Consider the following 26,284-nt stretch of genomic DNA (forward strand, 5'->3'; position numbering starts at 1 on the left):
CGCACCGAGTAGGGACTGCCCGCGTGGTGCCGCGCCCTCTACGGCACCGGGTCAACCTCGTTGAGGGAACCTAATCGGTATACGTAGCCAGACAATTACTCCATGCGAGTGGTGGCACTCACGGTTTTCCCCGGCAACGGTCAAATGAGACGGATCAAGCCGGTGAACGGGGGGTTCGGCCACCCGTTGGGTTTTCCCCCGGACGTGCGGAAGGCCGGACCGCCGTAGCGGTCCGGCCTTCGGGTCCCACGGGGTGGGCGCCGCGCGGGCGGGTCGGCCTGCGCCGATCGGCCGCGCGGCGCCCCGCGCCGGATCAGCCGAAGTCGACCGAGCGCATGGTGCGCGCGCCGACCGACGCGCCGATCGGGTCGAGCACGTTGCTGTCCACCGGGCGGTCGACGCGCAGCAGCATCAGCGCCTCGGAGCCGCCCTTCTGCTGGCTGATCTGCGCCGCCTCCACGTTCACCCCGGCCTCGCCGAGGAGCGTGCCGACGGTGCCCATGACGCCGGGCCGGTCCGAGTACTCCAGCAGCAGCACGTTGCCCTCGGCGCGCAGGTCGAAGCTGCGGCCGTTGACGCCCACGATCTTCTCGACCTGGTCGAGGCCGGTCAGCGTGCCGGACACGGTCAGCACCGAGCCGTCGGCCTGCACCGCCCGCACGGTCACCAGGCTGCGGTGGTTGGCGCTGGAGGGCTCCTTGACCACGTCGACCGACACGCCCAGCGAGGCGGCCAGCGCGGGCGCGTTCACGAACGTCACCTGCTCCTCGACCACGCTGGAGAACACCCCGCGCAGCGCGGCCAGCGGCAGCACGCTCACGTCCTCGTTGGACAGCTCGCCCCGCACCTCCAGGGTGACCGAGGTGGGCGCCTTGGCGCTGAGCGCCGCGACGACCGTGCCGAGCTTCTGCACGAGCGGCAGGTACGGCCGGACCTCCTCGCCGACCACGCCGCCGCCCTGCACGTTGACCGCGTCCGGCACGAAGTCGCCCGCGAGGGCGAGCAGCACCGACTTGGCCACGTCCGTGCCCGCGCGGTCCTGGGCCTCGCTGGTGGAGGCGCCCAGGTGCGGGGTGACGACGACGTTCGGGAGCCCGAAGAGCGGGCTGGCGGTGGTGGGCTCGGTGGCGAACACGTCGATGCCCGCGCCGCCGACCTGGCCGCTCCGCACGGCCTCGGCGAGCGCGTCCTCGTCGATCAGGCCGCCGCGCGCGGCGTTGACGACGATGACGCCGCGCTTGGTCTTGGCCAGCTGCTCGGCGCCGATCAGGCCCTTGGTCTCGGGGGTCTTGGGCAGGTGGATGGAGATGGCGTCGGCCCGCTCCAGCAGCTCCTCCAGCGACACCAGCTCGATGCCGAGCTGGGCGGCGCGGGCGGCGGCCACGTAGGGGTCGTACGCGATGATGGAGGTGCCGAAGGCCGCGAGCCGGGCCGCGAACAGCTGCCCGATCTTGCCCAGGCCCACCACGCCGACGGTCTTGCCGTTGAGCTCGACGCCGTTGAAGGAGCTGCGCTTCCACGCGCCGCCCGCGAGGGTGGCGTGGGCGGCCGGGATCTGCCTGGCCACCGACAGCAGCAGCGCGACGGCGTGCTCGGCGGCGGAGACGATGTTGCTGGTGGGCGCGTTGACCACCATGACACCGCGCTCGGTCGCGGCGGGCACCTCGACGTTGTCCAGGCCGACGCCCGCGCGGGCGACCACCTTCAGCTTCGAGGTCGCCGCGAACACCTCGGCGTCGACCTTCGTGGCGGACCGCACGAGGAGCGCGTCGGCGTCCGCGACGGCGGAGAGCAGCGCGGGTCGGTCGGTGCCGTCGACGTGGCGCACCTCGATGTCCTCGCCGAAGACGTCGAGCACGGAGGGTGCCAGCTTCTCGGCGATCAGGACGACGGGTCGGCTCGTGTTGCTCACGGGCGGTGCTCCCAGCGGTGTCTGGTGGATTCGGGAGCGCGGGCGGGTCGAAAGCAGGCCGCGAACCCGCGCCGACCGGCCACGGCGATGTGTCCGGGTTGTTAACGAGGATAGTCCCGTGCGGCGCGGGCGTTCGAGGCGGGTTCTCCCCGCCACCAGCGGGTTTGCCGGGTTTGGCCCGCTCTGGGGGCCTGCGCGGGCGCACACGCGGGCGACCCTGCGGGAAAACGCGGTGTGAACTGTCCACCGGCTGGGAATCGCAGGCCCGGTCGGCGGATCACCGGATGATCAGGGGCGCCGCCGCGCCGGTCGGCGGGCCGCCGCGACCGCTCGGGGTGATCGGGACCGCTCGGGGTGATCGGGACCGCTCGGGGTGATCGGGACCGGGGCGGCGCGGGAGGTCGCCGGTTCCGGGACGTCACCGCCCGGACGTCACCACGGCTCGTCGAACTCGCCGTCCTTGACGCCGAGGATGAACGCCTCCCACTCGGCGGGCGTGAAGACCAGCACCGTGCCGTCGGGTTCGGCGGAGTTGCGCATCGCCGTGTAGGTCACGCCGTCGGTGTGCTCGACGAACGCGATCTCGACGTGCTCGGCCTCGTGCTCGGCGCCCTCGTCGCTGCGCAGCCACTGCGCGGCCGACAGGTCCAGGTTGCCCCGGACGTGGGCCTTGTCGTCGTAGATCGGGGCGCTCTCGCTCATGCGCCAAGGTATACCGGAGGGCGCGGCCCACCGACCAGCCGCGCCCCCGCCGTCCGCGCGGACCCCCGACCAGCCGCGCGCCGTGCGGCTGATCAGGGGTTTCGCCGGAACGTCAGACCGTGTCGGTCAGCGGCCGGTCCACCCACGACATCAGGCCGCGCAGCTTCTTGCCGACCTCCTCGATCGGGTGAACTTCGCCGTCCTGCTGCAACTTCTTGTAGTTGCCGCGGCCCTTGTCGTCCTCCTCGACCCACTCCTTCGCGAAGGTGCCGTCCTGGATCTCGGTCAGGACCTTGCGCATCTCCTCCTTGACCGCGGGCGTGATGACGCGCGGGCCGCGGGTGAGGTCGCCGTACTCGGCGGTGTCGGAGATCGAGTAGCGCATCCGCGCGATGCCGCCCTCGTACATGAGGTCGACGATCAGCTTCAGCTCGTGCAGGCACTCGAAGTACGCGACCTCGGGGGCGTAGCCCGCCTCGGTCAGCACCTCGAAGCCCGCCTGCACCAGCGCCGAGGCGCCGCCGCACAGGACCGCCTGCTCGCCGAACAGGTCGGTCTCGGTCTCCTCCTTGAACGTCGTCTTGATGACGCCCGCGCGGGTGCCGCCGATGCCCTTGGCGTAGGACAGGGCGAGCGCCTGCGCGGTGCCCGACGCGTCCTGCTCGACCGCGATGAGCGCCGGGACGCCCTTGCCGTCGACGAACTGGCGGCGCACGAGGTGGCCGGGGCCCTTGGGGGCGACCATCGCGACGTCCACGTTGGACGGCGCCTGGATCAGGCCGTAGCGGATGTTGAAGCCGTGGCCGAAGAACAGCGCGTCGCCGTCCTTCAGGTTCGGCGCGATGTCGTTGGCGTAGATGTGCCGCTGAGCGGTGTCCGGCGCCAGGATCATGATCAGGTCCGCCTCGGCCGCGACCTCGGCGGGCGTGCCGACCTTGAGGCCCTGCTCCTCGGCCTTGGCGCGGGACTTGGAGCCCTCGGGGAGGCCGATCCGGACGTCGACGCCGGAGTCGCGCAGGCTCAGCGCGTGGGCGTGGCCCTGGCTGCCGTAGCCGATGACCGCGACCTTGCGCCCCTGGATGACGCTCAGGTCGGCATCGTCGTCGTAGAAGATCTCGACGCTCACTGGTGGGTACTTCCTTCCGTGGTTCTGCGGAAAACTCAGCGGTTCTGCGGGAAGAGCTCAGCGCACCGCGGTCGCGGTGATGGAACGGGCGCCGCGGCCGATGGCGACCATGCCGGACTGCACGATCTCGCGCAGCCCGTAGGGCTCCAGCATCCTGAGCAGCGCGTCGAGCTTCTCCGACGTGCCGGTCGCCTCGACCGTGACCGCCTCCGGGGAGACGTCGACGACCTTGGCGCGGAACAGCTGGACCGTCTCGAGGACCTGGCTGCGCACGGTGGCGTCAGCGCGGACCTTGACGAGCAGGAGCTGGCGCTGCACCGAGGCGGCCGTCTCCAGCTCGACGATCTTGATGACGTTGACGAGCTTGTTGAGCTGCTTGGTGACCTGCTCCAGCGGCAGCTCCTCCACGGCGACCACGATCGTCATCCGGGAGATGTCCGGGTGCTCGGTGCGGCCCACCGCGAGCGACTCGATGTTGAAGCCGCGCCGGGAGAACAGCCCCGCGACCCTGGCCAGGACGCCGGGCTTGTCCTCGACGAGGACGCTGAGGGTGTGCTTGGTCATCGGTTGCCGTCCTCGTGGTTGCGCCCCGTCGCGGCGCGGTGCGCGCGGTCAGACATCGTCTTCCTCGAACAGCGGGCGGATGCCGCGGGCGGCCATGATCTCGCTGTTGCCGGTGCCCGCGGCGACCATCGGCCACACCTGGGCGTCCTTGCCGACGGTGAAGTCGATGACCACGGGCCGGTCGTTGATCTCCAGGGCCTGCTTGATGACCGCGTCGACCTCCTCGCGCGACTCGGCGCGCAGGCCCGCGCAGCCCATGGCCTCGGCGAGCAGCTTGAAGTCGGGGATGCGGTGCTTGTGGGTGCCCAGGTCGGTGTTGGAGTAGCGCTCGCCGTAGAACAGCGTCTGCCACTGCCGGACCATGCCCAGGTTGCCGTTGTTGATGACCGCGACCTTGATCGGGATGCCCTCGATCGCGCAGGTCGCCAGCTCCTGGTTGGTCATCTGGAAGCAGCCGTCGCCGTCGATCGCCCAGACCGTGCGGTCCGGCACGCCCGCCTTGGCGCCCATCGCGGCCGGGACCGCGTAGCCCATCGTGCCGAGGCCGCCGGAGTTGATCCAGGTGCGCGGGCTCTCGTACTTGACGAACTGCGCCGCCCACATCTGGTGCTGGCCGACGCCCGCCGTGTAGACCGCGTCCGGGGACAGCGCGCCGATCCGCTCGATCACGTACTGCGGGGACAGGGTGCCGTCGTCGGGCCAGTCGTAGCCCAGCGGGAACGTGCCGCGCCAGGAGTCGATGAGCTCCCACCACGGGGTCAGGTCGGCGGCGTGCCCGTGCGCCTTCTCGTTGGCGACGGCGTCGATCAGCTCGGTGATGATCTCCTTGCAGTCGCCGACGATCGGCACGTCCGCGCGGCGGTTCTTGGAGATCTCGGCCGGGTCGATGTCGGCGTGCACGACCTGCGCCTCGGGCGCGAAGGACTCCAGCTGGCCGGTGACCCGGTCGTCGAAGCGGGCGCCGAGGGCGATGAGCAGGTCGGCCTTCTGCATCGCGGCGACGGCGGAGACCGTGCCGTGCATCCCCGGCATCCCCAGGTGCTGGCGGTGCGAGTCGGGGAACGCGCCGCGCGCCATCAGGGTGGTGACGACCGGGATGTCGTTCTCCTCGGCCAGGCGCAGCAGCTCGGCGGAGGCCTCGGCCTTGATGACGCCACCGCCGACGTACAGCACCGGGCGGCGGGCGGCGGCGATGAGCTTCGCGGCCTCGCGGACCTGCTTGCCGTGCGGGCGGGTGGTGGGCCGGTAGCCGGGCAGCCGCAGCTCCGGCGGCCAGGAGAACGAGGTGGTCTCCTGCAGGACGTCCTTGGGGATGTCCACCAGGACCGGGCCGGGGCGGCCGGTGGCGGCGATGTGGAACGCCTCGGCGATCGCCCTCGGGATGTCGGCCGGGTCGGTGACCAGGAAGTTGTGCTTGGTGATCGGCATGGTGATGCCGCAGATGTCGGCTTCCTGGAACGCGTCGGTGCCGATGAGCGGGCGGGACTGCTGGCCGGTGATGGCGACGACGGGGACCGAGTCCATGTTGGCGTCGGCCAGCGGCGTCACCAGGTTCGTCGCGCCGGGGCCGGAGGTGGCCATGCAGACGCCGACGCGGCCGGTGGCCTGGGCGTAGCCGGTGGCGGCGTGGCCCGCGCCCTGCTCGTGGCGCACCAGGACGTGGCGGACCTTGGTGGAGTCCAGGAGCGGGTCGTACGCGGGGAGGATGGTGCCGCCGGGGATGCCGAACACGATCTCGCAGCCGACCGCCTCAAGGGAGCGGACGAGGGACTGGGCACCCGTCACGCGGACGGGCGCGCCGCTCGGGGGCGCCGGCTTGGGCCGGGGTCCAGGGCGGGGCGACAGCGGCTCACCGGGGGCCGGTCGCGAGGTTGCGCTGGTCATCTGTCTGCCTCTGGGTCAAGGTGAGGAGCACGGTCCGGGCACGAAAAAACCCCCGCCAACCCGGATCTGTCGGGTCGTACGAGGGTCGCGCGTCGACGCAAGCTGTTCCGCTCAGGCGTCGACGCGCCTGCGAAGTACGAGAACGAGGTTGCGCTGCATGGCCCTGACGTTAACCGTGGAACTCGGGCAGCGTCAACTGTGCGGGACAGCACTCCCGGATCGTGGACGCATCGGGTGACGGCCTCGGGGTCGGCGTCACCGCCCGTGAGGTGGGGTGCGACCATCGCGGACGTGCCCAAGCTCGTGTTCCGCGTCCCCGCCACCGCCCTGCTCGCCTCCGGGCTGACCGCGATCTGCGTCACCCCGATGGCGCTGGCCGAGCCGGTCCTGTCGGTCCTGTACCTGCTGCCCCTGGGCTTCGCGTGGTGGGTGGTGCGCACCCGGACCACGGCGACCCCCGAGCGGCTGGTGACCAGGACCGCGTTCGGCGGGCGGGTCGTGGAGTGGGACGAGGTCAGGTCGCTGAAGGTGAGCGGGAAGGGCGGGCTGTCGGCGGTCGTCGCGGACGAGGAGCTGGTGGAGCTGCCCGCCGTGAAGCTCGCGCACCTGCCCGCGCTGGCCGCCGTGAGCGGCGGCCGGGTGGACGACCCGGTGGCGCGCGCGAAGGCGCTGGCCGAGGCCGAGGAGGCTCGGGCCGAGGCGGGCGCGGGTGAGGCGGGCGAGAGCGCCGAGCCGGCCGAGACCACCGACCAGGTGTCGCCCGAGCAGGTGAAGAAGGACACGGCCGACGCTGAGCAGTCCCCCGAGCAGCTCACCGGGCAGCCCGCCGAGCAGTCGCCCGAGCAGCCCGCGGGGAAGCCGGTCGCGAAGCCCGCCGACGACGCCTGACCCGGCGCGCAAGGGTCCGGGGTCCCCCGCCGCGCGGGACCCCGGTCGCGCCTCCCGAGGGCCGGGGTCCCCGATTCCGCAGCAGCCCGCCCCGTCCTCCCGACCGGGGCCGCCCGCTTACGTAGAGTCGGCCCGGTGACCCAGAAGTCCCGTCTGGCCTTCCTGATCCTGTCGCTGCTCGGGCTGGCGACCTCGGTCTACCTGACCGTCACCCACTTCCAGCAGGAGCTGCTGGTCTGCTCCGAGAACTCCCTGGTCGACTGCGGCACGGTCACCAGCAGCGAGCAGTCGGAGCTGTTCGGCGTCCCCGTCGCCGTCCTCGGCGCGCTGTTCTTCGCCTTCCTGACCGCGATCAGCCTGCCCTGGGCGTGGCGCGTGCCGCCGCTGCGCTGGGTGAGGCTGGGCGCGGTCGGCGTCGGCGTGCTGCTCGTGGTCTACCTCGTCGCCGCCGAGTTCCTGCTCATCGGCAAGGTCTGCCTGTGGTGCACGGTGGTGCACGTCGTCACACTGGCGCAGGCGGGCGTGCTGGTCCGGGGCGAGCTGAAGCAGGGGTAGCCTGGGGTCACCGCTCCCCGCACGGCCCCGGCGCCCACGACCGCACCGGACTGCCGCGCCGACGCACCTCGCGCCCGACGCGAAACCAGACCACGCCAGGAAACCCAGGAGGAGCTGTGCCCCCGCTCCGTTCCCGAACCACCACCCACGGCCGCAACGCCGCAGGCGCCCGCGCGCTGTGGCGCGCCACCGGCATGACCGACTCGGACTTCGGCAAGCCGATCGTGGCGATCGCCAACTCGTACACGCAGTTCGTGCCCGGTCACGTGCACCTGCGCGACCTCGGCGACATCGTCGCCGAGGCGATCCGCGAGGCGGGCGGGGTGCCGCGCGAGTTCCACACCATCGCGGTGGACGACGGGATCGCGATGGGCCACAGCGGGATGCTCTACTCGCTGCCCTCGCGCGAGATCATCGCCGACTCGGTCGAATACATGGTGAACGCGCACCAGGCCGACGCGATCGTCTGCATCTCCAACTGCGACAAGATCACGCCGGGGATGCTCAACGCCGCGATGCGGCTGAACATCCCGGTCGTGTTCGTCTCCGGCGGGCCGATGGAGGCGGGCAAGGCGGTCGTGGTGGACGGCGTCGCCGTCGCGCCGACCGACCTGATCACCGCGATCTCCGCGTCCGCGTCGCCCGAGGTGGACGACGAGGGCCTGTCGGTCGTGGAGCGCTCGGCGTGCCCGACCTGCGGGTCGTGCTCGGGCATGTTCACCGCGAACTCGATGAACTGCCTCACCGAGGCGCTGGGCCTGGCGCTGCCGGGCAACGGCTCGACGCTGGCCACGCACGCCGCGCGCCGCGAGCTGTTCTCCGAGGCGGGCCGGGTCGTGGTGGAGCTGTGCAAGCGCTACTACGGCGAGGACGACGAGTCGGTGCTGCCGCGCTCGATCGCGAACCGCGCCGCGTTCGAGAACGCGATGGCGCTGGACATGGCCATGGGCGGCTCGACCAACACCGTGCTGCACATCCTGGCAGCCGCGCAGGAGGGCGAGGTCGAGTTCGACCTGTCCGACATCAACGCGCTCAGCCGCCGGGTGCCCTGCCTGGCGAAGGTGTCGCCGAACTCCGACTACCACATGGAGGACGTGCACCGGGCCGGTGGCATCCCCGCGCTGCTGGGCGAGCTGTACCGGGCCGGGCTGCTCAACGAGGACGTCACCACCGTCCACTCGCGCACGATGGCGCAGTGGCTCGGCGAGTGGGACATCAGGGCCGAGTCGCCGTCCGAGCGCGCGGTGGAGCTGTTCCACGCCGCGCCCGGCGGGGTCCGCACCACGCAGGCGTTCTCCACCTCGAACCGCTGGTCGAAGCTGGACACCGACGCGGCGGGCGGGTGCATCCGGGACGTCGAGCACGCGTACACCAAGGACGGCGGGCTGGCCGTGCTGCACGGCAACCTGGCCGAGTCCGGCGCGGTCATCAAGTCGGCGGGCATCGACGAGGAGCTGTGGCGGTTCGAGGGGCCGGCACGCGTGGTCGAGTCCCAGGAGCAGGCGGTGTCGGTGATCCTGAACAAGGAGATCCAGGCCGGTGACGTGCTCGTGGTCCGCTACGAGGGCCCGTCCGGCGGGCCGGGGATGCAGGAGATGCTGCACCCGACCGCGTTCCTCAAGGGCGCGGGCCTGGGCAAGAAGTGCGCGCTGATCACGGACGGCCGGTTCTCCGGCGGCACCTCGGGCCTGTCCATCGGCCACGTCTCGCCGGAGGCGGCGGGCGGCGGGCTGATCGGCCTGGTGCAGGACGGCGACCGGATCCTCATCGACGTGCACGAGCGCAAGCTGGAGCTGCTGGTGGACGAGGCGGTGCTGGCCGACCGGCGGGCGAAGATGGAGGCCTCGGAGCGGCCGTGGCAGCCGGTGGACCGGGTGCGCCCGGTGACGGCGGCGCTGCGCGCGTACGCGCGGATGGCGACGGACGCGTCGAAGGGCGCGGTGCGCGACGTCAACCGCTGATGCGCTGACCTGGGGCGACACCCCGAACGCGCGAGGGGCCCGACCGGAGATCCGGTCGGGCCCCTGCTCGTCGTGGGGGCGGCCCTGGCGGGCGGTCCCGGTGGTGGCCCCGGTGAGCGGTGCGGGCCGGGGTCAGCGCAGCGCGAGGTGGGTGACCGCGGTCAGGCCCGCCGCGAGCAGCAGGCACAGGGAGGCCGCCAGCAGCGGGCGGTGGAACCACGGGCGCCGGTGGTCCAGGGAGACCCGGCCCGGTCCGGCGAACAGCACGCCGAGCGCCGCCGCCGCCAGCACGGCCTCGAACTCGACGCCGTCGGGCAGGAAGAAGCCGTTGGTGAAGTTGAGCAGCAGCACGTTCGCCATGACGCCGAGCACACCCGCGGCGGCCAGCGGCGTGGCGAAGCCCAGGATCAGCAGCACGCCGCCGACCAGCTCGGTCAGGCCGGTCACCCAGGCCAGGAGCCCGGACTGCTGGTAGCCGATGCTGGCCAGGACCTTGCCGAACGCGTCGAGCCCCGGCCCGTCGAACAGGCCGAACACCTTCTGCAGGCCGTGCCCGGTGAACACCAGGCCCAGGCCCAGGCGCAGCGCGAGCAGGCCGACGTCGTGGCTCGCGGTCCAGGCGGGCGGCAGCTGCGCGGCGGGCAGGTCGTCGAAGCGGGACACCGGCTCGCCGGGGTCGGGCACCGGCGTGAACCCGGTCCCGGTGCCGGGCCGGTGCGGCTGGACGTCGTCCTCGGGCTCGTACCGGTCCTCGGGCTCGTAGCGGTTCTCCCGCTCGTACCGGTTCCGGGGCAGGTCGTCGCTGTCGAAGTAGCCGGTGCCGGTGCCGCCGGTGACCAGCGGTTTGGTGCCCCTGCCCTGCGCGGGCTCGGGGTCCGGTTCCTCGGCGTAGTGGTGTGCCCCCCTGGCCGTGGCGCCCGATGCGCGGAGTCCGTCGTCGGTGTAGCCGCCGGAACTTCCCCGGCGGTCGCCTTGATTAGCCACGGAACCGCACGGTAGGAGGTTCGCCGGGAGACCGCGAGCGTCCGAACGGTCCAACCATTTGAGCTGAACGGCCTAATTAGCAGTTGTGAGGTGGAGAAATGCCGGCGGCCCGGCCCGAAAATCGGACCGGGTCACCGGCGGCGCCGTTTGCGACGCCTATCACGAAAAGATCACCGAGGGTTCGGGATCAGGGGCGCAGGCCACCGGTCAGGCCACCGATCAGCGGCAGGCCGCCGAGCAGGCCGGTCACGGTGCTCAGGCCCGGCAGACCGCCGGTCGCGCCACCGAGACCACCGGTCAGGCCGCCGACCAGCGGCAGGCCGCCGAGCAGGCCGGTCACGGTGCTCAGACCCGGCAGACCGCCGGTCAGGCCACCGACACCGGGCAGGCTGCCGGTCAGGCCGCCCACGCCCGGCAGGCCGCCGGTCAGGCCGCCGACGCCCGGCAGGCTGCCGAGGGCGCCGGTGAGCTGGCCGAGGCCCGCGCCGCCGGTCAGCGGCAGGATGTTGCCCAGGAGGTCCTGGAGGCTGCCGAGCAGCTGGGACACCAGGCCGGTGGCGGAACCGAGGCTGCCCAGGCCCGGCACGGCGCCGGTGACGCCCCCGAGACCGGGGAGGCTGGGCAGACCGGGCAGGATGCGCTGCAACTCGGCGCTGGCGGCCTCCGCCGCGTCGGCGTGAGCCGCCATCGAGGGGTCGTTGAGCTGCGCGAGCGAGCTGCGCAACTGGTCGTTGGTCGACTGAAGGGCTGCCAGGTCGCTGGCCTGGGCCGCGCGTACCAGCGCCGCAGCCTGGCCGTCGATCTGCTGCACCGTGGACTGGTTCTGGCCGGAGACTTCGGCGGGAGCGGTCTCGGCCTGGGCCAGACCTGCCGAGGACAGCGCGAGCACACTGCCGGCGGCGGCGGCGACAGCGAATCGGGCGAGCTTGTTCATCTCTGGCTTCTCCTTGGATCGGATATGTCCGAGCCGGACCCCGAAACCATGACCCGAGTCGGCGCGGAGCAAATCTCGACCAATTGCGGAGAGCTACTAGATCGATTCGAACGGTAATTGCCGGCCGACAATGCCTCCCCCGTGCGGGTGAGCCGTTTCGTCGGGGGACGATCGTCGCCCCGACTGCGCGGTGACGACCGTCCCCCACCTCAGTCCGCCCGGACGGACGCCGGTCGCACGTTCGGTGCGGTTGTCCGGATCAGTACTCGCCGTTCACCACATTGGCTGGCTGCTCACCCCTAGCGAACCGCTCGACCTCGGCCCTGACCACCGCGTAGGCCCGCTCGGTGTGCCCGGTGCAGCTGCCCGCCACGTGCGGGGTGAGGAAGAGGCCGGGCGCGGTCCACAGCGGGTGGCCCTGCGGCAGCGGCTCGGGCTCGGTCACGTCGAGCGCGGCGCGCAGCCGCCCGGAGACCAGCTCGGCGACGAGCGCGTCGGTGTCCATGACCCGGCCGCGCGCGGCGTTGACCAGCACGGCCCCGTCCGGCATCCGGGCCAGGAACTCCGCGTCGACCATGCCGTCGGTCTCCGAGGTCAGCGGCACGACGAGCACCACGACGTCGTGGTGCGGCAGCAGGTCGGGCAGCTCGGACATGGCGCGCACGCCCTCGCGGGCGGTGCGGCCGACCAGGGTGGTGGTGGCGTCGAACGGCTCGACCCTGCGCTGGAGCTGCCTGCCGAGGTCGCCCGCGCCGACCACGAGCACCCTCTTGTCCTGGAGGGTCTCGGTGACGTGGTGCTCCCAGCGGCCCGCGTCGGCCAGGCGCTGGAACACCGGGAAGTCGCGGTAGAGGGACAGCAGCGCGCCGACGGCCCACTCGGCGGTGCTGCCGCCGTGCGCGCCCCGGCAGGTGGACAGCAGCACGCCGTCCGGCACGAGCCCGAGGAACCGCTCGACGCCCGCGCTCAGCAGCTGCACGAGCCTGAGGTTCGGCAGCTGGGCGAGCACCTCGCGGGGGTCGCTGCCCTGGAGGAAGCGGGGGACGAGCACCTCGGCGGTCCGCGCGCCCTCGGGGAGGGGCTTCCCCGGTTCGTAGCGGAGCGCGCGGACACCGTCCACACCGGACAGGGCGGTCACTCCGAGGTCGTCTGGTACCAGCACGGTGAGCGTCACGCCCGCACGCTACCGGCAGGTCCGCGCGGTCCGGGGCACACTGTCCAGCGTGCGGGAGGTCGTTGCCGAGGACGGCGCCCGGCTGCGGACCTGGCGGGTGGACCGGGGCGGGCCGGACGTGCTGCTGTGCGCGGGCCTGGGCGTCCCGGAGGCGGCGTGGCCGCCGTTCCCCGCGCACCTGCTCGGCTGGCACTACCGGGGCACGCTCGGCTCGTCCCGGCCGGACGACCCGGCGCGGGTGCGGCTGGCGGACCACGTGTCCGACGCGCTGCGGGTGCTGGACGCGGCGGGTGTGGAGCGGTGCCCGGCGCTGGGGTGGTCGTTCGGGGTGACGGTCGCGGTGGAGCTGGCGCTGCGGCACCCGGACCGGGTGTCGGGGCTGCTGCTGGTGGCCGGGCCGCCCGGCGACGTGCTCGGCGCGGTGCTGGGCGCGCCCCTGCTCCCCTGGGACCGGTTGGGGCTGGACCGGCTGGGGCTGGACCGGGTGCTGCCGGAGCGGGCGCGGCGGGAGCTGGCGCGCGGCGGGGTGCGGGCGCTGCGCCGGGTGGGGCCGCTGCTGGGCGCGGTGCTGGGCCGGGTGCCCGCGCCGGAGGTGGACCTGTGGGCGGCCCGCGTGCTGGGCCCGCTGCTGCGCACCGACTGGGCCTGGTTCGCCGAGCTGGCGCTCGCGCTGGCCGAGACCCCCACCCAGGACCTGTCCGCTGTGACGTGCCCCACAACCGCCGTCGTGGGCAGGTACGACGGGCTGGCCGCCCCGAGCAGCCTGCTGGGCCCGGTCGCCCGGCTGCCCCAGGCCAGGTGCCGGGTGCTGCCCACCACGCACTTCCTGCTCCCGCTGGCGCACCGGGACGACCTGGTCGCCGAGCTGGCGCTGCTGCTGCGCAGGGTCGACGCGGTGGAGCGGGCGATGGCGTGGGCGGGCAGGCCGCTCACCCCGCGTTCACGGCCGCCCGCCTAACCTGGGTCACCGTGGCGTCACGTCTGAGAGCGGTGCTGGCAGGCTCCGCCGTCGGCCTGCTGGCCGTCGGCTGCGCCAGCTTCCCCGAGCAACCCACCCCGGCGGGCTGGAGCTCGCAGGTCCAGCTGACCCCGCAGGCGGGGCCCACGCCGGAGCTGCCCGGCGAGCTGCCGCAGAGCCCCGGCCAGGGCCAGCAGGCGCCGTCGTCGGTGCCGCCGCCCCAGGGCTGCCAGGACTTCAACCCCGCGGTCATCGGCACCTGCCTGGACCGGGTGTCCGGGGTCGCGCCGATCGCGGTCGACCAGTCGACCGGCTCGGTGACGGCGCTGGCCTCCGAGCGCACCACCGGGCGGCTGCTGCGGGTGGCCAAGGACGCCGAGGCCGTGCAGGTGGCCAGGTTCGAGGTGGACGCGTCGGCGGACGGCGGGCTGACCGCCGTGCTGCCCTCCCCCACCTACGCCGAGGACCAGCTGGTCTACGCGTACGTGACGACCGCGACGGACAACCGGGTGCTGCGGATCGCGCCGGGCGACGTGCCCAAGCCGGTGCTGACCGGCATCCCGAAGGGCGCCTCCGGCAACCGGGGCGCGCTGGCGCACGACGCGGGCGGCGCGCTGCTGGTGGCCACCGGCGACGCCGGGAACCGGGCGCTGGCGGCCGACCCGAGCTCGCTGGCGGGCAAGGTGCTGCGGATCGACCCCTCGGGCGGGCCCGCGCAGGGCAACCCGACGGCGTCGTCGCGGGTGTTCGCGAGCGGGCTGTCCGCGCCGACCGGGCTGTGCGTGTCCCCGGACGGCGCGCGGACGTGGCTGACCGACGTCGGCGCGGGCGCGGACGCGCTGCACCGGGTGGAGGCGGGCAAGGCGCTCGGCGCCCCGGCGTGGAGCTGGCCGGACCGGCCGGGCCTCGCGGGCTGCGCGGCGGCGGCCGACTCGGTGTGGGTGGGGCTGTCGAACAAGAACGGCCTGCTGGTGCTGCCGACCAACCAGGACGGCTCGTTCTCCGGCGAGCCCGCGCCGATGCTGGACGGCGACAGCGGGTTCGGCCGGATCGGCGCGGTGGTCGGGCTGAGCGACCAGGCCGCGCTGGTCGGGACGGTGAACAAGAACCCCGGCGGGACCCCGGTGTCCAGCGACGACCGGGTGGCGGTCGTGGTCAAGCCCGAGGGCGTCGGCGGCGGCAAGGACTGAAGCACTTCCAGAAGCGGGGACCTGACCGCGCAGGAGGAAGAGCGCCTCCCGCGCGGTCACCGCTCCGCTTCACGGAGCGGGCTCGGGTCATCCGGCCCCCAGGCACACGAAGGGTCTTCGCAGCGGGTCCTCGGCGACCGCGCGCGCCAGCGCCAGCGCCGGGCTCTCCCCCGCGAGCAGCTCCCGGTGGAACACCTCCATCGCCAGCGCGGACGGCTCGTCGCCGACCTTGCTGGACGCCGCGATCACCGTCCGCACCCCGCCCGCGAGCAGCGCCCCGGCGAACCCGAGCGGCTCGTCGCCGGGCCGCACCCGGTTGAGCGCCAGCTCGCACGCGGACAGCACGACCTTGGCGGGGAGCTGCCGCACCCGGCCGATCTCGTAGGCGAACACCGCGCCGTCGGTCAGCTCCAGCCGGGAGAACAGCGCGTTCTCCGGCTCGTGCTCGCCGTGCGCGGCGATGTGCGCCAGCCCCTGCCCGCCCAGCGCGGCCAGCACCGCGCCGACCTTGGCCTGCGGCACGTCCAGCACGGTGGGCCGGTCGTGGTAGCCGGCCAGCCTGCCCAGCTCGGTCTGCGCCGCCTGCAGGCCGGGCCCGCGCACCAGCAGCACCCCGTCCGGGTCGTCCTGGCCGCTGCCCAGCGCGGACACCCACGCCGTCGCCGACGGCACCACCGAGGTCGGCCTGCCCGCGCAGGTGGGCAGCACGCCCCACGGCACCGCGTGCAGCGCCCCGGTGGGCACCACGACCAGCTCCCGCCCGCCGAGCATGGCGGCGAGCGGGTGGAGCAGGGTGCGGTCCAGCCGCTCGGCCTCGCGGCGGGCCGACGCGGAGATCACCTCGACCAGCGGCGCGGGCAGGTGGTCGGGGGCCAGCGCGTTCAGGTCGGCGTGCAGCCTGCGCGCGCTCTCCGCCACGGCCCCGGCGGGTCCGAGCCGCACCAGCCGGACCAGGCCGTCGACCAGCACGACGGCGACGAGCTCGTCGTCGGACACCGCGTAGCTGACCAGCGTCCGGTCGCCGAGCGCGGCGGCGACCTCGGCGGCGGTGACCACCGGCCGGGGCGTGCCCCACGGGGCCGCTCCCCAGCCGAGCCGGGTGGCCGCGTGCTTGGCCAGCCGCAGCCGCTCCTCCAGGGCGCCGGTGGACTGCCCGTCGAGGCGGGCGCGCAGCAGCGCGCCGGTGAGCCTGCGGACCTCGGTGACCCGCTCGGTGAGCCCGTCGTCCTCGAGCGTCTCGACCGGGTCGTAGCGGTACAGCTGGGCCTTGGTGCGCTCCAACCAGGTGAACAACCGCTGCGCGCCCTCGGCCGAGCCCGCGCCCGCCAGGGCCAGTCGCACGGCCAGCTCGCCCAGTTCGAGGCCGTGCACGGCGGTGCCGGACATCATCTCCAGCCCGCCGAGCCGATCGCGCATCCGGCCCAGCTCGTCCAGCCCCGCCTTGGCCTGGGCGAGCGCGACGCGCCGGTTGCCGCGCGCCAGCGCCAGCTCCGCCCGGCACAGCCGCAGCAGCATCCGCAGGTCGATGGCGACGAACTTGCGCGACCGGACGACCCCGCGCAGCAGCTCGTCGGCCCGGTCGGGCGCGCCCCTGCGGATCTCCAGCCTGGCCGCCAGCACGAGCGCGAGCGCGGCCTGCTCGACCAGCCGCAGCGCGGTCAGCCCGGCGGACAGCGCGATGGCCCTGCGCACCAGCTGCTCGGGTGGGCGGCGGGGGGCCTGGAGCGCCCGCTGGACGTCCACCCGCAGCGCCAGCAGGCCCGCGACGCCCGCCCACGCCGGGCTGCCGCGCCGCAGCAGCTTGCGCTGCGCGGCCTTGGCCATCCGCTTGGCGAGCACGAGGTCGCCGTCCTGGAGGGCGGCGGCGGCGCGGAACAGCTCGGCCTCGGCGACGTCCTGCCCGATGCGCTGGCGGCGCAGCTCGGGCAGCACCTCGTCGAGGAGCCTGCCCGCCTCGTCGGCCAGGCCGACGCCGATGAGCGCCTCGGCCTGGTCGATGCGCAGCCGCAGCAGCAGGCCGGGCTCCAGCCTTTGGAACGCGAGCGCCGCGTCGTGGTAGTGGCGCAGCGCGGCCGGGGTGTCGCCCGCGCGCTGGAGCGAGTTGCCGAGCGCGTGCTTGGCGATGGCCGAGCGCATCGGCAGGTCGTGCGCGTCGGCCAGCTCGACGGCGCGGTCCAGGTCCCTGGCCGCCCGGTGGTAGTCCTGGGCCTCGCCGTGCGCGTTGCCCCGGTTGGTCAGCGCGACGACGAGCTGCTCGACCGCGTCGGGCTTGTCCACCAGGACGCGCTCGCTGCGCTCGACCGCCACGTCGAGCCGGGCGACGCCCTCCTCGATCCGGCCGACCCGGCACAGCAGCGCGGCCTGGTTGACGGCGACGACGATGGCGAGGCCGTCGCGCAGGCCCCCGTCGCTCAGGCCGCCCAGCTCGGCCTCGACGGCGGCGAGCTGGGTGAGGCCCCGCTCCACGTTGCCGGTCTCGGCGAGGCAGAAGGCCAGGGTGCTCATGAGCCTGGCGCGGACCTCCAGGCGGTCCTGGGGGGCGATGCCCCCGGTCTCCAGCAGGGCGAGCCCCTCGCGCATCTGCCGGATGGCGAGCGGGTGCCGGTCGGCGGTCGCCGCCTCCAGCGCGCTGCGGTGGAGTTCCCTGGCGAGTTCGATCGCGTTTTCCGGTCCGGTGGGCCCGCGCGTTCCGCGAGGTCTGAGACCGGGTGTGTGCGCGGCCACTGTCATATCAGATCACACGCGGCAAGCAGGGGGCCGGGCGGTTCTCACCCGGCCCCCTGGACTCGTCGCGCGCTCGCTCCGGAGTTCCCGCTCCCGGTCAGTTGGCCACGGCGGTCACGGGCTCGTCCAGCGGCTTGTAGGGGCCGCCGTTCACCTCGTTCACGGGCTCGTCCAGCGGCTTGTACGGACCGCCGTTGACGACCGCGTCGGACTTGCCCGACAACCGGTCGACGTCGCCGCCGACCACGTCCAGCCGTTCGGCGGGCGGCTGGTCGGAGCCGAGCAGGGCGACGGGCTCGTCGAGCGGCTTGTAGGGGCCGCCGTTGACGACGACCGCGGGCTCGCCCAGGGGCTTGTACGGGCCGCCCATGGGCGTGACGGGCCTGCGACCACCGGGCGTCGGGCCGGCGGGCGCGGCGCCCGGCTCGTCGTCGGTGCGGACGGGTTCGATGGCAGACATGAGCGTTGTCCTCCCCTTGCAACGGCACCCGCGGCGACGGGCGCTCTCGTGCCTGTGCGTGTGCTGTGATCACTCGAACAGCCCCCCGGCTCGCCCGAGCGGACAAAGCCTTACACAGATGGCGGCTGCTTTGAGGGGTTTTTTTACTCAGAGCCACCAGAGTGCTTTTTGCCCACCTGCCGTGACCAGCCCCGACAATGCTGCGCACAAAACAATGTCACCCTTTAGGAGTAACGTGTTCACTGTGTGAATCCGTGCGCAGGGCGAACAGCGGGGCAACCCGTCACTCGACCTGGGGAGGAATAGTCATCCCGGTAGCGCAATCCGCACCCGACCACGTCCTTCAGAGTGTCACCCGAAAGGGCTAGACAAATGGTCCTCGCGGAGCAGTGGGCCGGTGCGCCTGGAAAGCGCGGGACCCCGGAGCCGAAGCCGGTTCCGGGGTCCCGAGTGCGCGCGTCCGCGCGAGGTGCGCCTGGGTCAGCCGCCGCAGCGGGCGATGACCAGCTCCCGCACCCGCTTCGCGTCGGCCTGGCCCTTGGTGGCCTTCATGACCGCGCCGACGATGGCGCCCGCCGCCGCGACCTTGCCGTCGCGGATCTTCGCCGCGATGTCCGGCTGCGCCGCGAGCGCCTCGTCGACGGCCTTCTCCAGCGCCGAGTCGTCCGACACGACCTTCAGGCCGCGCGCCTCGATCACCGCCTCCGGCTCGCCCTCGCCCTCCAGCACGCCGGTGACGACCTCGCGGGCCAGCTTGTTGGTCAGCTCGCCCGCGTTGACCAGCGCCACGACCCGCGCGATCTGGACCGGCGTGATCGCCAGCTCGCCCAGCTCGACGCCCCGGCCGTTGGCCTCCTTGGTCAGGTAGGCCACCCACCACGAGCGCGCCTCGGCGGGCGTGGCGCCCGCCTCGACGGTCGCGGCGACCAGGTCGACCGCGCCGGAGTTGACCAGGTCGCGCAGCTCGGCGTCGGTCAGGCTCCACTCGGTCTGGATGCGCTTGCGGCGCTCCCAGGGCAGCTCGGGCAGCGTGCCGCGCAGCTGCTCGACCCACTCGCGGGACGGGGCCACGGGCACCAGGTCGGGCTCCGGGAAGTACCGGTAGTCCTCCGCGGTCTCCTTGGCGCGGCCCGAGGAGGTGCCGCCGGTGGACTCGTCGAAGTGCCGGGTCTCCTGGCGGATCGAGCCGCCGCCCGCGAGCACCGCGCCGTGCCGGGTCATCTCGAACCGGACCGCCCGCTCGACGCTGCGCAGCGAGTTCACGTTCTTGGTCTCGGTGCGGGTGCCGAGGACGTCGGAGCCCTTCGGCATCAGCGACACGTTCGCGTCGCAGCGCAGCGAGCCCTGGTCCATGCGCACGTCGGAGACGTCGAGGGCCTTGAGCAGGTCGCGCAGCGCGGTCACGTAGGCGCGGGCCACCTCCGGCGCGCGGGCACCGGTGCCGGTGATCGTCTTGGTGACGATCTCGATCAGCGGGACGCCCGCCCGGTTGTAGTCCAGCAGCGAGTGCTCCGCGCCGTGGATGCGCCCGGTGGCGCCGCCGACGTGCAGCGACTTGCCGGTGTCCTCCTCCATGTGCGCGCGCTCGATCTCCACGCGCACGACCTCGCCGTCGTCCAGGGTGACGTCGAGCCAGCCGTTGAAGGCGATCGGCTCGTCGTACTGCGAGGTCTGGAAGTTCTTCGGCATGTCCGGGTAGAAGTAGTTCTTCCGGGCGAACCGGCACCACTCGGCGATCTCGCAGTTGAGCGCGAGGCCGATCCGGATCGCCGACTCGACCGCGGTGCCGTTGACCACCGGCAGCGCGCCGGGCAGGCCGAGGCACACCGGGCACACGTTGGTGTTCGGCTCGCCGCCGAAGGCGTTCGCGCAGCCGCAGAACATCTTGGTGGCGGTGTGCAGCTCGACGTGCACCTCAAGGCCCAGGACGGGGTCGAACCGCTCGACGACCTCGTCGTAGTCCATCAGCTCGTAGGCCGTGGTCATGCCAACCCGTCCTTCCGGTACGCCCTGACGGCCATGGCCGCGCCCGTGACGGCGACCAGGATGCTGCCCGCCGCGTTGACCAGGGCGAGCTTGTCGCCGTCACCGCGCGCCGCGCGCAGGGTGGAGAACGCGCTCGCCGCCGCGGCGACGGCGCTGAGCAGGCCGAACAGGCCGCGTGCCGCCTTCATCGGGCCGCTCCTTCCAGCTGGGGGGCCTGGCTGATGACGGTGTGGCCGAGCGCGGCGTCGCGGGCGACCTCGTAGGCCGCGGCGACCCGGTACATGCGGTGGTCCTGCAGGGCCGGGGCCATGATCTGCAGGCCGACCGGCAGGCCGTCCTCGGCGGACAGTCCGCTGGGGACGCTCAGCGCGGCGTTGCCCGCCAGGTTGGCGGGGATCGTGCACAGGTCCGCCTTGTACATGGCCATCGGGTCGCCGGTGCGCTCGCCGATCTTGAACGCCGTGGTGGGCGTGGTCGGCGACACCAGCACGTCGACGGTCGCGTAGGCGGCCTCGAAGTCGCGGGTGATGAGCGTGCGGACCTTCTGCGCCGAGCCGTAGTAGGCGTCGTAGTAGCCGGAGGACAGCGCGTAGGTGCCGATCATGATGCGCCGCTTGACCTCGGCGCCGAAGCCCGCCTCGCGGGTCAGCGACATGACCTCCTCGGCGCTGCGCGTGCCGTCGTCGCCGACGCGCAGGCCGTAGCGCATGGCGTCGAAGCGGGCCAGGTTCGAGGACGCCTCGCTGGGCGCGATCAGGTAGTACGCGGGCAGCGCGTAGTCGAAGCTCGGGCAGGAGACCTCGACGATCTCGGCGCCGAGCTGCTTGAGCTGCGCCACGGCCGCCTCGAACGAGCGCAGCACGCCGGGCTGGTAGCCGTCGCCGGAGAACTGGGTGACCACGCCGACGCGCACGCCGGTCAGGTCGCCGGACAGGCCCTCGCGGGCCGCCGCCACCACCGGGGGGACGGGGGCGTTGATCGAGGTCGAGTCGAGCGGGTCGTGGCCCGCGATGACCTCGTGCAGCAGCGCGGCGTCCAGCACCGTGCGGGCGCACGGGCCGCCCTGGTCGAGCGAGGACGAGAACGCCACCAGGCCGTAGCGGGACACCGAGCCGTAGGTGGGCTTGACGCCCACGGTGCCGGTGACCGAGCCGGGCTGGCGGATCGAGCCGCCGGTGTCGGTGCCGATCGCGAGGGGGGCCTCGAACGCGGCGAGCGCGGCCGAGGAGCCGCCGCCGGAGCCGCCGGGGATGCGGTCCAGGTCCCACGGGTTGCGGGTCGGGCCGTAGGCGGAGTTCTCGGTGGAGGAGCCCATCGCGAACTCGTCCATGTTCGTCTTGCCCAGCACCACGACGCCGGCTTCCTTGAGCCTGCGCGTGACGGTGGCGTCGTACGGCGGGCGCCAGCCCTCCAGCATCTTCGAGCCGACGGTCGTGGGCACGCCCTCGGTGGTGAAGACGTCCTTGAGCGCCAGCGGGACGCCCGCGAGCGGGCTCGCCGGGGCCTCGCCCGAGGCGACGGCCTCGTCGACGCGGCGGGCCGCGGCGAGCGCGCCCTCCCGGTCGACGTGCAGGAAGGCGTGCACGGCGCCGTCGACCGCGTCGATCCGGTCGAGGTGCGCCTGCGCGACCTCGACGGCGGAGACCTCGCGGGAGGCGATCTTCGCCGCCAGGTCGGCGGCGGTGCTGCGGGTCAGGTCGTTCATGCTTCCTCACCGAGAATGCGCGGGACGCGGAAGCGGCCTTCCTCGGCGGCGGGGGCGCCCGCGAGCGCCTGCTGCTGACCGAGGCTGGGACGCACCACGTCCTCGCGGAACACGTTGGTCAGCGGTACGGCGTGCGAAGTGGGTGGGATGTCAGCGGTGGCGATGTCGCCCACCGTGGCCACCGACTGCAGGATCACGTCAAGCTGGCCTGCGAAGAGGTCAAGCTCGTCGTCGGTGACGGCGAGCCTGGCCAGGCGGGCCAGGTGCGCGACCTCGTCGCGGGAGATGCTCGGCACCTCGTCAACCCCCGTGGGTCGGTTGTGGGATCTGGGACCCGGCGAGTCTATTGGCTGGTCAGGGTGAGGGCCGACCGGGTTGTCGTGCGCGGTGGGGGGAGTGGCGGATTTTACGCCCGCGCAACGCACGGCGCGGGTCGGGGAGCGAGGCTCCGTCTGAGACAATCACCGGCTGGCGGGTGCCGAAGTCCGGCAGTCCGGCAGTCCAGGGGTTCCGCAGCCCAGCAGTTCCGCAGTTCCGCAGCAAGCCTGGAGGCGTGCACCGTGTCCTTCCTGATCCGCGTCCAGCTCCCGGACCGTCCCGGCACGCTCGGCGCCGTGGCGTCGGCCCTCGGCGAGATCGGGGCCGACATCCTGAGCGTGGACGTGGTGGAGCGGTCGCCGGGGGTCGCCATCGACGACCTGGTCGTGGAGCTGCCGTCCGGGCGGCTGCCCGACGGGCTGATCACCGCGGCGGAGTCGGTGGAGGGCGTCGAGGTCGACGCGGTCCGGCCGTACGCCGGGGTGCTGAACACGCACCGGGAGCTGGAGCTGGTGGAGGAGGTCGCCGACGAGCCCGCCAAGGGGCTCGCGGTGTTCACCGAGGGCGTGCCGAAGATCATCCGCGCCGGGTGGGCCGTGGTGATCGAGATCGACGGGGGCGGCTACCGGGTGACCGCGTCGGCGGCGGCGCCGGAGAGCGTGGAGCTGCCGCCGTGGATGCCGCTGGCCAGGGCGACGGTGCTGGACGGCGAGGACGGCTGGGTCCCGGAGACCTGGCGGGAGCTGGGCACGGAGCTGGCGGCCACGCCGCTGGGCCGCGCCGACCGGGTGCTGCTGGTGGGGCGGCCGGGCGGGCCGATGTTCCGGGCGGCCGAGGTCGCGCGGCTGGCGCACCTGGCGGGGATCGTCGCCGTGGTGCTGCCGGACTGAGCGCCGGTGGCCTGAGCGCCAGCGGTCTGAGCGCCGGCGGGCCCGTCGCGCGGATGGCGGTGGGCTTCCCGAACGAGGGGCACGAGCGCGGCGGGCCGCACGGTGTTGGATACCGCACATGGCGACGCTCACCCCTGCCCTGTTGCGGCACCGCGCGGGCCACAAGTCCTACTGGCGCGGACTGGCCTACCGGGACGCCGTGGTCTCCGTGGTGCACCACCCCAGGCACGTGACCGGGGTGGTGCGCGGCAGCTCGGAGTACTCGATCACGCTGACCTGGGACGCCGAGGGCAACCTGCGGGGGACCTGCGCCTGCCCGTACGGGGAGCAGGGGTTCTTCTGCAAGCACTGCGTCGCCGTGGGCCTGGTGCTGCTCGACCGGGGCGAGACCGTGCCCGCGCCGGACGCCGAGGACGACGAGCTCCGCACCGCCCTCACCCGCCTGCCGCGCGCGGCGCTCGTGGAGCACCTCTACGAGCAGGCCGCGCGCGACACCGCGCTCCGCGAGCGGGTCCTGGCGGAGGCCGAGGAGACGACGCGCGCGACGGGGATCCCCAACCAGCCCAACGGCGCCTTCCAGGGCAAGGTGATCCCGTACCGGCGGTGAGCTGGTGGCGCGGGCGGTCCGGCCGCGCCTCGGGCGCCCCGGCGACACCCGGCGCCCCCGTTCCGACGGCGGCCCCGGCACCCCCGTTCTGACAGCGCCCCGGCGCCCTCGTTCCGACCGCGGCCCCGGCAACGCCCGGCGTCCTCGCACCGCACCCCCGGCAAGGCCAGGCGGCCCCGGACCGCACCCCCGACAACGCCCGCCGGCCCGGCAAGACCAGGCGATCCGACAACGCCCGACAGCCCGGCAAGGCCACGCGGCCCGACAACGCCCGACAGCCCGGAGCCGGCGGGTTCAGCGGCGGTTCACTCCGTCGCGCTCCCCTCCCCTTGCACGACCGAGCCACCCGTGGGAGCGCTCTCCCCACCCGCGCTCCCGTCCGTGGGAGCGCTCTCCCCAGCCGTCCCCTCAGTCGTGGAAGCGCTCTCGCCCGTCCCCTCCCCCGACCTCGCGGCCACCTCGGCCCCCTTCACCGGCACCCCCTCCACCGGCGCCCCCTCCACCGGCGCCACTTCCTCCGGCGCCCCCACCACCGCGACCGCCGCGGCGGCCTCCGGCCCCCGCTCCAGCAGCACCCGGAACCCGGCCTCGTCCAGCACCGGCACCTTCAGCTGCGCGGCCTTGTCCGCCTTGCCGCCGGGGTTGTCCCCCACGACCACGAACGCCGTCTTCTTCGACACCGACCCGACCGCCTTGCCGCCCCGCACCAGGATCGAGTCCTTGGCCTCGTCGCGGGAGAAGTCCGCCAGCGTCCCGGTGACCACGATCGACAACCCCTCCAGGTTGCGCGGGATCGTGGTGTCGCGCTCGTCCACCATGCGCACCCCCGCCGCCGCCCAGCGGCGCACGACCTCCTGCCGCCACGGGGTCCGCGCCCACTCCCGCACCGCCACCGCGATCGTCGGCCCGACCCCGCCCGCCGCCGCCAGGTCGGCCTCCTCGGCGTCCAGGATGGCCTGCACGCCGCCGAACTCCACCGCCAGCGCGCGCGCCGCCGTCGGCCCCACGTGGCGGATCGACAGGGCCACCAGCACCCGCCACAGCGGCTGCGACTTGGCGGCCTCCAGGTTCTCCAGCAGCTTCGCGCCGTTCGTCACCAGCGCGCCGTCCTGGTTGCGGAACAGGTCCACGCGCAGCAGGTCCTCGGCGGTGAGGTCGAACAGGTCCGCCTCGTTGCCGTACACCTCGGACGACGCCAGCGCCGCCGCGCCCTCGTACCCGAGCACCTCGATGTCCAGCGCGGACCGGGACGCCAGGTAGGCCAACCGCTCCCGCAGCTGCGCGGGGCACCCCTCGGCGTTGGGGCAGCGGATGTCCACGTCCCCCTCCTTCATGGGGCGCAGCGCGTGCCCGCACTCCGGGCAGGACGCGGGCATCACGAACTCCCTGGCGTCCGCCGGGCGCACGTCCACGACCGGGCCGAGCACCTCGGGGATCACGTCGCCCGCCTTGCGGATGACGATCCGGTCGCCGATGAGCACGCCCTTGCGCTTGACCTCGGACGCGTTGTGCAGCGTCGCGCGGGCCACCGTGGAGCCCGCCACCTTCACCGGTTCCATGATCGCGAACGGGGTGACCCGCCCGGTGCGGCCGACCTGGACGCCGATGTCGAGCAGCGTCGTGGTGGCCTCCTCCGGCGGGTACTTGAACGCGATGGCCCAGCGGGGCGCGCGCGAGGTGCTGCCGAGCCTGCGCTGCAGCGGGACCTCGTCCACCTTCACCACGAGCCCGTCGATCTCGTGCGCGGCGTCGTGCCGGTGCTCGCCCCAGTGCGCGACGCGCGCCCACACCTCGTCGAACGTCGCCACGACGGCGGTGTGCTCGGAGGTGGGCAGCCCCCAGGCGCGCAGCGCCGCGTACGCGTCGGACTGGCGCTCCAGCTCGAACCCGGCGCGCTTGCCGATGCCGTGGCACACCATGCGCAGCCTGCGGGACGCGGTGACCTTCGGGTCCTTCTGCCGCAGCGAGCCCGCGGCGGTGTTGCGCGGGTTCGCGAACGGCGGCAGGCCCGCCTCGACCAGCTTCGCGTTGAGCTCCAGGAAGTCCTCGACGGCGAAGTACACCTCGCCGCGCACCTCGACCAGCTCGGGGACCGGCCACTCGTCGGTGCCCGCAAGCACCTCGGGGACGTCCCGCAGGGTGCGCAGGTTGAGCGTGACGTCCTCGCCGGTGCGGCCGTCGCCCCTGGTCAGGGCCCGGACCAGCCTGCCGCGCTCGTACAGCAGGTTGATCGCGAGCCCGTCGACCTTGAGCTCGCACAGGAACCGCGCCGCGTCGCCGACCTCCTTGCCGACCCGCTCGAACCACGCCCGCAGCCCGTCCTCGTCGAACGCGTTGTCCAGGCTGAGCATCCGCTCCAGGTGGTCGACGGCGGTGAACTCGGTGGAGAACGTGCCGCCGACCTGCTGGGTGGGCGAGTCCGGGGTGGCCAGGCCGGGGTGGGCGTCCTCCAGGGACTGGAGCTCGCGCAGCAGCGCGTCGAACTCGCCGTCGGAGATCGTGGGCGCGTCGAGCACGTAGTAGCGGAACTGGTGGGCGCGCACCTCCTCGGCGAGCGCGCGGTGCCGGTCGCGGGCGTCGGCGGGCACGTCCTCCAGCCCCTGGGCGCGCACGCCGTCGGGGGCGTCGGCCGCGGGCGCGCCGGGGGTGGTGGCGAGGTCGTCGCCCCGGTCCGCGGCGGGGTCGGGGGAGGAGTGGTCGTCGCTGGTCACGGCAGCAGCCTAGCCAGGACCACCGACGGTCCCCGGTGGACGGCCGGGGCG

Annotated in this window: 21 protein-coding genes and 1 pseudogene; 7 read left to right on the forward strand and 15 right to left on the reverse strand. The window is 73.6% G+C overall.

The genetic code is table 11. The annotated features are described in order from the left end of the window. Positions 1-313: 313 nt before the first annotated feature. The 5 genes from serA to CNX65_RS29615 form a co-directional block, all read right to left on the reverse strand. The gene (gene serA / locus CNX65_RS29595) at positions 314-1,912 is read right to left on the reverse strand and encodes a phosphoglycerate dehydrogenase (protein ID WP_096496675.1); all 1,599 of its coding nucleotides are present in this window, start codon (positions 1,910-1,912) and stop codon (positions 314-316) included. A gap of 432 nt (positions 1,913-2,344) precedes the next feature. Next, positions 2,345-2,614 carry a DUF397 domain-containing protein gene (locus tag CNX65_RS29600; RefSeq protein WP_096496676.1) on the reverse strand — a complete coding sequence of 90 codons (270 nt, stop codon included), beginning with the start codon at positions 2,612-2,614 and terminating at the stop codon, positions 2,345-2,347. Between the two features lie 112 nt (positions 2,615-2,726). Beyond that, positions 2,727-3,740 (reverse strand): ketol-acid reductoisomerase, encoded by a 1,014-nt coding sequence (ilvC, locus tag CNX65_RS29605; RefSeq protein ID WP_015804711.1) that lies wholly within the window; start codon positions 3,738-3,740, stop codon positions 2,727-2,729. A 57-nt stretch (positions 3,741-3,797) separates the two neighbouring features. After that, positions 3,798-4,304: an acetolactate synthase small subunit gene (ilvN, locus tag CNX65_RS29610; RefSeq protein ID WP_015804712.1), complete on the reverse strand. Its 507-nt coding sequence runs from the start codon at positions 4,302-4,304 to the stop codon at positions 3,798-3,800. A 48-nt stretch (positions 4,305-4,352) separates the two neighbouring features. Further along, positions 4,353-6,188: an acetolactate synthase large subunit gene (locus CNX65_RS29615; RefSeq protein ID WP_096496677.1), complete on the reverse strand. Its 1,836-nt coding sequence runs from the start codon at positions 6,186-6,188 to the stop codon at positions 4,353-4,355. A gap of 291 nt (positions 6,189-6,479) precedes the next feature. Between CNX65_RS29615 and CNX65_RS29620 the strand changes: the two genes are divergently transcribed. From CNX65_RS29620 to ilvD, 3 genes are all read left to right on the forward strand, one after another. Further along, on the forward strand, positions 6,480-7,076 hold the full coding sequence (locus CNX65_RS29620) for a PH domain-containing protein (protein ID WP_157767898.1): 597 nt from the start codon (positions 6,480-6,482) through the stop codon (positions 7,074-7,076). 135 nt (positions 7,077-7,211) lie between these two features. Continuing rightward, positions 7,212-7,631, forward strand: a complete 420-nt coding sequence (locus CNX65_RS29625; RefSeq protein WP_096496679.1) for a vitamin K epoxide reductase family protein — start codon at positions 7,212-7,214, stop codon at positions 7,629-7,631. A 116-nt stretch (positions 7,632-7,747) separates the two neighbouring features. Continuing rightward, complete coding sequence (gene ilvD, locus CNX65_RS29630) at positions 7,748-9,592, forward strand: dihydroxy-acid dehydratase (RefSeq protein ID WP_096496680.1); 1,845 nt, start codon at positions 7,748-7,750, stop codon at positions 9,590-9,592. Between the two features lie 132 nt (positions 9,593-9,724). Here ilvD and CNX65_RS29635 read toward each other — a convergent pair whose 3' ends face one another. The 3 genes from CNX65_RS29635 to CNX65_RS29645 form a co-directional block, all read right to left on the reverse strand. After that, complete coding sequence (locus CNX65_RS29635) at positions 9,725-10,576, reverse strand: DoxX family protein (protein ID WP_177154437.1); 852 nt, start codon at positions 10,574-10,576, stop codon at positions 9,725-9,727. Positions 10,577-10,763: 187 nt separating this feature from the next. Continuing rightward, complete coding sequence (locus tag CNX65_RS29640) at positions 10,764-11,510, reverse strand: hypothetical protein (RefSeq protein ID WP_096496682.1); 747 nt, start codon at positions 11,508-11,510, stop codon at positions 10,764-10,766. A 259-nt stretch (positions 11,511-11,769) separates the two neighbouring features. After that, on the reverse strand, positions 11,770-12,684 hold the full coding sequence (locus CNX65_RS29645; RefSeq protein WP_177154438.1) for a 2-hydroxyacid dehydrogenase: 915 nt from the start codon (positions 12,682-12,684) through the stop codon (positions 11,770-11,772). Positions 12,685-12,733: 49 nt separating this feature from the next. Here CNX65_RS29645 and CNX65_RS29650 point away from each other — a divergent pair, with 49 nt between their 5' ends. After that, positions 12,734-13,642, forward strand: a complete 909-nt coding sequence (locus tag CNX65_RS29650) for an alpha/beta hydrolase (protein WP_232520059.1) — start codon at positions 12,734-12,736, stop codon at positions 13,640-13,642. Between the two features lie 11 nt (positions 13,643-13,653). Beyond that, a complete protein-coding gene (locus CNX65_RS29655; RefSeq protein ID WP_232520060.1) occupies positions 13,654-14,832 on the forward strand; it encodes a PQQ-dependent sugar dehydrogenase in 1,179 nt (392 codons plus the stop codon). An 87-nt stretch (positions 14,833-14,919) separates the two neighbouring features. Here CNX65_RS29655 and CNX65_RS29660 read toward each other — a convergent pair whose 3' ends face one another. The 6 genes from CNX65_RS29660 to gatC all read right to left on the reverse strand — a co-directional run bounded on the left by CNX65_RS29660 (position 14,920) and on the right by gatC (position 22,003). Next, positions 14,920-17,412, reverse strand: a complete 2,493-nt coding sequence (locus CNX65_RS29660; RefSeq protein ID WP_232520061.1) for a CHAT domain-containing protein — start codon at positions 17,410-17,412, stop codon at positions 14,920-14,922. Positions 17,413-17,653: 241 nt separating this feature from the next. Further along, positions 17,654-18,016 (reverse strand): hypothetical protein, encoded by a 363-nt coding sequence (locus CNX65_RS29665; protein WP_096496686.1) that lies wholly within the window; start codon positions 18,014-18,016, stop codon positions 17,654-17,656. 480 nt (positions 18,017-18,496) lie between these two features. Further along, positions 18,497-20,002, reverse strand: a complete 1,506-nt coding sequence (gene gatB, locus CNX65_RS29670; protein ID WP_096496687.1) for an Asp-tRNA(Asn)/Glu-tRNA(Gln) amidotransferase subunit GatB — start codon at positions 20,000-20,002, stop codon at positions 18,497-18,499. Continuing rightward, entirely contained in the window at positions 19,999-20,190 is a 192-nt protein-coding gene (locus CNX65_RS29675; protein ID WP_096496688.1) for a hypothetical protein, read from the reverse strand. The genes gatB and CNX65_RS29675 overlap by 4 nt, the downstream gene beginning before the upstream one ends. Further along, positions 20,187-21,707: an Asp-tRNA(Asn)/Glu-tRNA(Gln) amidotransferase subunit GatA gene (gene gatA / locus CNX65_RS29680; protein WP_096496689.1), complete on the reverse strand. Its 1,521-nt coding sequence runs from the start codon at positions 21,705-21,707 to the stop codon at positions 20,187-20,189. Before gatA ends, CNX65_RS29675 begins: the two co-directional genes overlap by 4 nt. Further along, positions 21,704-22,003, reverse strand: a complete 300-nt coding sequence (gene gatC, locus CNX65_RS29685) for an Asp-tRNA(Asn)/Glu-tRNA(Gln) amidotransferase subunit GatC (protein ID WP_015804727.1) — start codon at positions 22,001-22,003, stop codon at positions 21,704-21,706. Before gatC ends, gatA begins: the two co-directional genes overlap by 4 nt. A 264-nt stretch (positions 22,004-22,267) precedes the next feature. Here gatC and CNX65_RS29690 point away from each other — a divergent pair, with 264 nt between their 5' ends. After that, the gene (locus CNX65_RS29690; RefSeq protein WP_096496690.1) at positions 22,268-22,915 is read left to right on the forward strand and encodes an ACT domain-containing protein; all 648 of its coding nucleotides are present in this window, start codon (positions 22,268-22,270) and stop codon (positions 22,913-22,915) included. 118 nt (positions 22,916-23,033) lie between these two features. After that, complete coding sequence (locus CNX65_RS29695) at positions 23,034-23,522, forward strand: SWIM zinc finger family protein (RefSeq protein WP_096496691.1); 489 nt, start codon at positions 23,034-23,036, stop codon at positions 23,520-23,522. A 521-nt stretch (positions 23,523-24,043) separates the two neighbouring features. Here CNX65_RS29695 and ligA read toward each other — a convergent pair. Beyond that, positions 24,044-26,233 (reverse strand): annotated as a pseudogene (gene ligA / locus CNX65_RS29700) (NAD-dependent DNA ligase LigA); the annotation flags it as partial. Positions 26,234-26,284: the final 51 nt, after the last annotated feature.

The sequence above is a fragment of the Actinosynnema pretiosum genome (assembly GCF_002354875.1).
In the GTDB taxonomy this organism is placed as follows: domain Bacteria; phylum Actinomycetota; class Actinomycetes; order Mycobacteriales; family Pseudonocardiaceae; genus Actinosynnema; species Actinosynnema auranticum.

What these genes read in the sequence shown, in the direction of transcription:
- CNX65_RS29600 (WP_096496676.1), bottom strand. Translation starts at nt 2,614, where the DNA reads ATGAGCGAGAGCGCCCCGATCTACGACGACAAGGCCCACGTCCGGGGC.
- ilvN (WP_015804712.1), bottom strand. Translation starts at nt 4,304, where the DNA reads ATGACCAAGCACACCCTCAGCGTCCTCGTCGAGGACAAGCCCGGCGTC.
- CNX65_RS29615 (WP_096496677.1), bottom strand. Translation starts at nt 6,188, where the DNA reads ATGACCAGCGCAACCTCGCGACCGGCCCCCGGTGAGCCGCTGTCGCCC.
- CNX65_RS29640 (WP_096496682.1), bottom strand. Translation starts at nt 11,510, where the DNA reads ATGAACAAGCTCGCCCGATTCGCTGTCGCCGCCGCCGCCGGCAGTGTG.
- CNX65_RS29660 (WP_232520061.1), bottom strand. Translation starts at nt 17,412, where the DNA reads ATGCGCGAGGGGCTCGCCCTGCTGGAGACCGGGGGCATCGCCCCCCAG.
- CNX65_RS29665 (WP_096496686.1), bottom strand. Translation starts at nt 18,016, where the DNA reads ATGTCTGCCATCGAACCCGTCCGCACCGACGACGAGCCGGGCGCCGCG.
- gatB (WP_096496687.1), bottom strand. Translation starts at nt 20,002, where the DNA reads ATGACCACGGCCTACGAGCTGATGGACTACGACGAGGTCGTCGAGCGG.
- CNX65_RS29675 (WP_096496688.1), bottom strand. Translation starts at nt 20,190, where the DNA reads ATGAAGGCGGCACGCGGCCTGTTCGGCCTGCTCAGCGCCGTCGCCGCG.
- gatA (WP_096496689.1), bottom strand. Translation starts at nt 21,707, where the DNA reads ATGAACGACCTGACCCGCAGCACCGCCGCCGACCTGGCGGCGAAGATC.
- CNX65_RS29695 (WP_096496691.1), top strand. Translation starts at nt 23,034, where the DNA reads ATGGCGACGCTCACCCCTGCCCTGTTGCGGCACCGCGCGGGCCACAAG.